Here is a 7,128-nt window from a genome sequence, read left to right as displayed (position 1 = left end):
CTCGTAGGCCCGGCGGAGGCGGTCGGTCGAGATGTGCGTGTAGATCTGCGTGGTCGCCAGCGACGCGTGGCCGAGGAGCTCCTGCACGCTGCGGAGGTCCGCACCCCCTTCGAGCAGGTGTGTCGCCGCCGTGTGCCGCAACCCGTGGGGCGACAGATCCGGAACGTCCACGACTCCGATCCGCTGGTGCACGAGGCGCCGTACCGCACGTTGGTCGATCCGGCCGCCACGAGCTCCCAGGAACACGGCCGGACCACTGCCTGGCCGAGCCAACTGTGGCCGCGCCTCGTCCAACCAGCGACGAAGCGCATCGGAGGCCGGCACGCCGTAGGGGACCGAGCGCTCCTTCCGGCCCTTGCCGAAGACGCGGACCACCCGGCGCGAGGTGTCGATGTCGTCGACGTCGAGCGCGCAGAGCTCGCCGACGCGGATGCCAGTTGCATAGAGCAACTCCATGATCGCCAGGTCCCGCAACCCGATCGCACTACCGTCGTCGGCCGCCACGGCAGCCGCATCGAGCACCGCGCGCGTGTCCGCCTGGCCGAGTACGCCCGGCAGGCTCTTGTGCGGCCGCGGACTTCCCAGCAGTGCCCCCGGGTCGGTGGTGATCCGCCCGGTCCGCTGTGCCCAGGCGGTGAAGACCCGCGCGGCGGTCGCCCGGCGCGAGATCGTGCTGCGCGACTTCCCAAGACTCTGCTGTTTGGCCAGCCAGGACCGCAGACCCCGGATGTCGAGGTCCTCGAGGTCATCGTGACCAAGCCGAATCAAATGTTCGAGTAAATCCGCGACGTCTCCACGGTACGCTCTGACCGAGTGTTTACTGAGGTCCCTTTCCGCCGTCAGATGCCGTTCGTAGTCGGTCAGTAACGCTGTGAAACCCTCCGGCCAGGAGGGTGGCGTACCGACATCATCCGGCGTCATGCCTCGACCATGCGGGAGCGGACCCGGCATCGCAAGGCACCGCGCGGAGGTCGAGAAGAGGAGGTCTGGTCGATAGCCCGACGGTCGACTACTGTTCGGCCCGATTGCCCTAGTAGCAACGGAGGCACCCCTGACCATGGCCCCCTCAGCGAACGGACAGACCGTAGGCCGGCGCCTGCCGGTCGAGTCGGCGTTCACTCGAGTCGAGGACGCGCGGCACCGTCTGCCGCGCCTGTTCGGTCGTCGCGACCTGGTCGTACTCGGCCTGGGCGTGATGATCGGGTCCGGCATCTTCAGCATCAGCGGTAACCAGGCGGCCAAGGTCGCCGGTCCGGCCGTGATCCTGTCGTTCGTCATCGCGGCGATCGTGTGCGTGCTGGCTGCGGCGTGTTACGCCGAGCTCTCGTCGACCATCCCGGTCTCGGGTAGCGCTTACACGTTCAGTTATGTGACGTTCGGCGAGATGTGGGCCTGGCTGGTCGGCTGGGCGCTCGTGCTCGAACTCGTCACCGCGGCCGCGATCGTCGCCCGCGTCTGGTCGGCGTACTTCCTGGCCACCCTCGACGGATTCGGGGTGTCACTGCCGGCCGGTGTCGCCAAGTTCTTCGGGCCCGACGCCGAGGTCAACCTCGTCGCCCCGGTGCTGCTGCTGATCCTGACCGCGATGATCGTCACCGGCACCAAGCTGTCCGCCCGGGTGCTGACCGTCGTGGTGATCGCGAAGGTCGCCGTCATCCTGCTGGTCGTGATCGTCGGCGCGATGCACATCGATACGGACAACTACCAGCCGTTCGTGCCGATGGCCAGGGCCGCGCCCGCGACCGCGAGTCCGACGTTGCTCGGCTGGATCCTCGACTCGTCGTTCGGCTCGTTCGGCATGATGGGCATCTTCACCGCGGCCAGCTCGATCGTGTTCGCCTACATCGGCTTCGACCTGATCGCGACCGCGTCGGAGGACGCCCGCAACCCGCGCAAGACCGTCCCGCAGGGCATGCTGCTCGGTGTCGGCGCCGTCACGATCCTGTACATCGCGATGGCCGTCGTATTGGTCGGCATGCGCCCGTACGGTGAGCTCGGCGGCAGTGCACCAGTCTCGGAAGCACTCGCGGCAGTCGGCGTGGGTTGGGCCGCGAAGGTGGTCAACCTCGGCGCACTACTCGCGCTCATGACGGTGATCATGGTGGTCCTGATCGCGCAGAGCCGGGTGCTGTTCAACATGGGACGTGACGGTCTGCTGCCGAAGAGCCTCGGCCGGGTCAGCCGTGTCTACTCCTCCCCGGCGCGTGCCGCCGCGGCGGCCGGGTTCGCGGCGCTGGTGCTGACGCTCTACCCGAAGGTGCTCGAGCTCGAAGAGCTCCTGGTCATCGGTGCGCTGTTCTGCTTCGCGTTCTGTGCGATCGGCGTACTGACGCTGCGCCGCTCGGAACCGAACCTCGAGCGTGGCTTCCGGGTGCCGATGGTGCCCCTGATCCCGCTGCTGTCGCTCGGAGCGACGCTGTGGCTGATGCTCAACCTCAGGACGAGCACGTGGACCAAGTTCGGGATCTGGATGGTCGTCGGGCTGCTGATCTACGGCCTGTACGGGCGCTGGCACAGCCGGCTGGCGAACGAGGACAGCTGGGACTACGACATGGCCGACACCGACCCGGGCACCGGCGGTCTGCAGGCGATCCGGCCGGAAGGCGAACTGCGTGCCGTCCGTACGCCGCCACAGAAGCCGACCCGCGGCAAACACATGCGCAACTGACGTGTTCGCACCCGGCAGCCGCCCGCGCCTTCCTGGCGCGGGCGGCTGTTGCGTTGTCCACAGCATCGAAACTGGGTGAGGATCCGGGGCCCGATCACGGCATGTTCTGTGTCGGAGGTGGTCATCGATGCGGACCAGGAACGCAGTCGGGCGGTACGGCGAAGATCTCGCCGCCAGGTATCTCACGAACGAAGGCTTCGTCATCCTCGAGCGCAACTGGCGCTGCGAGCTGGGCGAGATCGACATCGTCGCGCGGGACGGCAACGCGCTCGTCGTCTGCGAGGTGAAGACCCGCAGAGGCCTCGACTACGGCAGCCCGCTGGAGTCGATCACCTACCGGAAGCTCAGCACGCTGAGGAAGCTCGCCGGCCGGTGGCTGCAGACCCACCAGGTCACTCCAGGGGCGATCCGGATCGACGTCGTGGCAGTCCTCTTCGACCACAACACTCCGCCGCGTGTGGACCACGTCCGGGGCGCCGCCTGATGCCGCTCGCACAGACCTGGTCGGTGGCTCTGGTGGGCCTCGAAGGGCACCTGGTGGAGGTCGAGGCCGACATCGCCCAGGGTCTACCGAAGACGACCCTGATCGGCCTACCGGACGCCTCCCTGTCCGAGGCACGCGACCGCGTCCGCGCCGCGGTGGTCAACAGCGGCGAGCGGTTCCCCGATCGGAAGGTCACCATCGGCCTGTCCCCCGCCACGCTTCCGAAGACCGGCTCCCACTACGACGTGGCCATCGCCTGCGCCCTGCTCGCGGCGGCGGGGGTGATCGAGGTCGGCTCGATGCGGCAGACCGCGATCATCGGTGAACTCGGTCTCGACGGCCGGATCCGCGAGGTCCGCGGGGCGCTCGCGATGACGTTGGCGGCCGCACGATCCAGCTTCGAGCGCATCATCGTCCCCGAGCTGAACGCCGGCGAAGCACGCCTGGTCCCGGGGATCGCGGTCTACGGCATGCGATCGCTGCGGCAGGTGATCGCCATGCTGCGCGGAGCCGAAATCCCGGACGAGGCGCCACCACGCGCCGAGCCTCGGTTGCTGTCGGAGTCGCTGACGCGGGTGCCCGAGGTCGACCTAGACGACGTCATCGGCCAGCGAGAGGGGCGTCGAGCGATCGAGGCAGCGGCTGCAGGTGGTCACCACCTCTACCTGCACGGGCCACCGGGCTCAGGCAAGACGATGCTGGCCGAGCGGCTGGCGGGGCTGATGCCGGATCTGAGCACGGACGACTCCCTGGAGGTGTCCGCTGTGCATTCCCTGGCCGGCCTGCTGACCAGCGATGCGGAGCTCGTGGTTCGGCCGCCGTTCATCGCGCCGCACCACACCGCGTCCCTGTCCAGCCTGGTCGGCGGTGGGTCGGGCATGCCGAGGCCAGGAGCGATCAGTTGCGCACACCGAGGGATCCTGTTCATCGACGAGGCGCCCGAGATGCATCCGCTGACGCTCGACACGCTGCGGCAGCCGCTGGAGTCCGGCTACATCGAGGTGCACCGCTCGGCGGCGGTCGCCAAGTTTCCCGCGCGGTTCATGCTCGTGCTTGCCGCCAACCCGTGCCCCTGCGGTCTGGCCGGCACGACGAACGGGATCTGTACCTGCACACCACAGATCCTGGCCCGCTATCAGCAGCGCATCAGCGGTCCGATCAAGGACCGCATCGACATCCAGCGGCAGATCCTCCCAGCAGCGCGCGGCGTCGATGACAGGGAGCGTTCCGAATCGACGGCGACTGTGGCCCAGCGCGTGAGCTGCGCCCGGGACCGACAGGCCTTTCGCTACCGGCACCTCGGCTGGACGCTCAACAGCGAAGTCCCCGGGTCCGTCCTGCGCCGGGAGTTCGCCTTGGATGCCGCCAGCCAGGAGGTGCTCGAGGACCTCTACTCGGCCGGCCGGATCACCGCTCGCGGCTTCGACCGCGTGGTCCGCCTCGCCTGGACGCTGGCCGATCTCCAGAGCCTCGACCGGCCCACGGTCGAGCTCACCCACCAAGCCTTCCAACTCCGCACCGGCGAACCTCTGACCGACTTCGCCGACTCTCGCCCTCTCAAAGGAACCCCCGCATGACCACCAACTGTGCTTCGAGCAACGATGTCGTAGACCACCGCGCCGCCAAGGGACCGGTCGAGGTCGCGGACCACGGCGTCGCCAACGGAACGGGCGACGCGGCACGGCCATCGGCGTCCGTGCAGCCCATGTCAGCTCAGGTTGGCGAGGCTGGCGTGGGCGGTACCGGCGGGCCGTCAGGCGCTGCGATCTCGGGTGCGGACGATGGCGAACGGCTGGCTCGGGCTGGGTTGTCCCGGGTCGTCGAGCCGGGTGACGTGGCAGCCCTGAAGGCCTTCGAAGGGCTCGAGGCCCTGGAAATCTGGGAGTTGCTGCAGCAGCGGGCACCGGGCACCGAGCGGTGGTCGACCCGGCTGGCCGAGGCCAAGCCGGAGCGCGATCTGGATCGGGCGGCTGCCGCACACGCGCGATTCGTGATTCCTGGCGACGACGAATGGCCCGAGCAGGTCGAGATCCTCGCGGAGGCCGGGCAGTTGTCGCGCCGGGCCGGCGTCCCGTTCGGGCTGTGGGTCCGAGGGCCGGCGAATCTCCGCCGAGTGCTGGAGAGGTCCGTTGCGATGGTAGGTGCCCGCGCGAGTTCGTCGTACGGGGAGCATGTCGCGGCCGAACTGTCGGCGGGCCTGTCGGACAACGGGATCACTGTGGTGTCCGGTGGCGCGTACGGGATCGACGCGGCGTCCCATCGGGGTGCGCTGGCAGGTTCGGGCGTGACCGTCGCGGTGCTGGCGTGCGGCGTCGACGTGAGCTATCCGAAGAGGAACTCGGCGCTGTTCAGCCGGATCGTGGAGGAAGGGCTGGTCGTGAGTGAGCTACCGCCCGGATGCTCGCCGACGAGGTTGCGGTTCCTCGCGCGGAATCGGCTGATCGCCGCGGCGACCCTCGGCACGGTCGTAGTCGAAGCGGCCGTACGGAGCGGTGCGCTCAACAGCGCCGGCTGGGCCGAGCAGTGCGGCCGGGCCGTGCTCGCCGTGCCCGGCCCGATCACCTCCCGAATGTCCGAAGGCGCCCACCTCCTCGTCCGCGAGCGGGACGCCGTACTCGTCACCAACGTCGCCGACATCATCGAGGCGATCTCCCCACTCGGCACCCGCCTCACGCCGTACCCGCAGAGCCCCAAGATTCCGACCGACGACCTACATCACGACCTCCGCCGAGCCCTGGACGCCGTTCCCGTCCACACGCCAGCCCCCGCCACCCGCATAGCCACCACAGCCGGCCTCGACGTCCGAACCACCCTGCAGTGCCTGGAAACCCTCGCCGACCTCTCCCTGATCCACCACGCCCCCACCGGGTGGCGCCTGACGCCGGTCACGCCACCGACCCAGTAACCTCCCGGGCTGTGTGCGGTTGGTCAGCGGCCGAAGTCGGAGTCCTTGGGGACTTCGAGGTCGGACTTGGCGAGTTCTTCGATGTTGACGTCGCGGAAGGTGACGACTTTGGCGTTCTTGACGAAGCGGGCGGAACGGTAGACGTCCCAGACCCAGGCGTCGGCCATCGTCACCTCGAAGTACACGTCGCCGCCCTCGGTGCGGACCTTCAGGTCGACCGCGTTGCACAGGTAGAAGCGCCGTTCGGTCTCCACGACGTACTTGAAGATCCCGACGACGTCCTTGTACTCCCGATAGAGCTGCAGCTCCATGTCGGTCTCGTACTTCTCGAGGTCGTCAGCGCTCACGCCGTCACCTCGCTACCGCTCGGCTCGGGCGGGAGCGCTAGGGCGGCTGTGTCGGTTGTTCGCTCGCGGCGCTCGCTCATCGGCTCTCCACTCCGGTGGGACTGGTCACATTCTGTCCCATATCGGGCCGCAGACTGCGGCGGACATTCTCGAACCGCCGACGGTGTTGCGGGCACGGGCCGTATTCGTCCAGTGCCGCCTGGTGTTCAGGCGTGCAGTAGCCCTTGTGAATCCCGAAACCGTACTGCGGGTACACCTGGTCCCAGTGCTCCATCACCCGGTCGCGGGTGACCTTCGCGATCACAGACGCCGCGGCGATACAAGCCGCCACGCGGTCGCCCTTCCAGATCGCCAGTCCCGGTACGCCGAGGCCGTCGACGCCGAAGCCGTCGGTCAGCACGTACGACGGGCGGATGTCGAGCCGGAAGAGGGCGCGGCGGAGTGCCTCCACGTTCGCGACGTGCATGCCGAGACGATCACACTCGGTGGCCTCGATCGAGACGACCGACCAGGCGAGGGCGCGTTTGCGGATCTCGTCGTAGCAGCGGTCGCGAGCCTTGGCGGTGAGCAGCTTGGAGTCGGCCAGCTCGGGGATCTGGCCGCGTTTGCCGTCCGGGAGGATGACCGCCGCGGCGACGAGCGGACCCGCGCACGGGCCACGGCCGGCCTCGTCCACGCCGGCGATCGGGTCCAGGCCGACGCGGCGCAAGGCGCGCTCGTACCC

The 7,128-nt window shown here is 68.7% G+C and carries 7 protein-coding genes; 4 read left to right on the top strand and 3 right to left on the bottom strand.

From position 1 onward, the window contains the following. On the bottom strand, window positions 1-921 hold a 921-nt coding region (locus E1218_RS34080), incomplete at its 3' end, for a tyrosine recombinase XerC (protein ID WP_132327167.1). Between the two features lie 136 nt (window positions 922-1,057). Here E1218_RS34080 and E1218_RS34075 point away from each other — a divergent pair. From E1218_RS34075 to dprA, 4 genes are all read left to right on the top strand, one after another. Further along, window positions 1,058-2,668 (top strand): APC family permease, encoded by a 1,611-nt coding sequence (locus tag E1218_RS34075; protein ID WP_132327166.1) that lies wholly within the window; start codon window positions 1,058-1,060, stop codon window positions 2,666-2,668. A gap of 127 nt (window positions 2,669-2,795) precedes the next feature. Then, the gene (locus tag E1218_RS34070) at window positions 2,796-3,152 is read left to right on the top strand and encodes a YraN family protein (RefSeq protein ID WP_132327165.1); all 357 of its coding nucleotides are present in this window, start codon (window positions 2,796-2,798) and stop codon (window positions 3,150-3,152) included. Next, the gene (locus tag E1218_RS34065) at window positions 3,152-4,729 is read left to right on the top strand and encodes a YifB family Mg chelatase-like AAA ATPase (protein ID WP_132327164.1); all 1,578 of its coding nucleotides are present in this window, start codon (window positions 3,152-3,154) and stop codon (window positions 4,727-4,729) included. The genes E1218_RS34070 and E1218_RS34065 overlap by 1 nt, the downstream gene beginning before the upstream one ends. A gap of 257 nt (window positions 4,730-4,986) precedes the next feature. Continuing rightward, on the top strand, window positions 4,987-6,057 hold the full coding sequence (gene dprA, locus E1218_RS34060; protein ID WP_233712655.1) for a DNA-processing protein DprA: 1,071 nt from the start codon (window positions 4,987-4,989) through the stop codon (window positions 6,055-6,057). Between the two features lie 23 nt (window positions 6,058-6,080). On the opposite strand, the gene E1218_RS34055 is transcribed toward dprA, so the two are convergent. Together E1218_RS34055 and E1218_RS34050 are read right to left on the bottom strand one after the other, a co-directional pair. Then, entirely contained in the window at window positions 6,081-6,404 is a 324-nt protein-coding gene (locus E1218_RS34055) for a DUF2469 domain-containing protein (RefSeq protein WP_012922325.1), read from the bottom strand. 76 nt (window positions 6,405-6,480) lie between these two features. Further along, a partial coding sequence (locus E1218_RS34050; protein WP_132327162.1) for a ribonuclease HII occupies window positions 6,481-7,128 on the bottom strand: 648 nt, incomplete at its 5' end.

Source organism: Kribbella turkmenica (assembly GCF_004348725.1).
In the GTDB taxonomy this organism is placed as follows: Bacteria; Actinomycetota; Actinomycetes; order Propionibacteriales; family Kribbellaceae; genus Kribbella; species Kribbella turkmenica.
The sequence above is the reverse complement of the archived record's forward strand: the minus strand, read 5'-3'. Positions and strand labels throughout refer to the sequence as shown.

What these genes read in the sequence shown, in the direction of transcription:
- E1218_RS34075 (WP_132327166.1), top strand. Translation starts at nt 1,058, where the DNA reads ATGGCCCCCTCAGCGAACGGACAGACCGTAGGCCGGCGCCTGCCGGTC.
- E1218_RS34070 (WP_132327165.1), top strand. Translation starts at nt 2,796, where the DNA reads ATGCGGACCAGGAACGCAGTCGGGCGGTACGGCGAAGATCTCGCCGCC.
- E1218_RS34065 (WP_132327164.1), top strand. Translation starts at nt 3,152, where the DNA reads ATGCCGCTCGCACAGACCTGGTCGGTGGCTCTGGTGGGCCTCGAAGGG.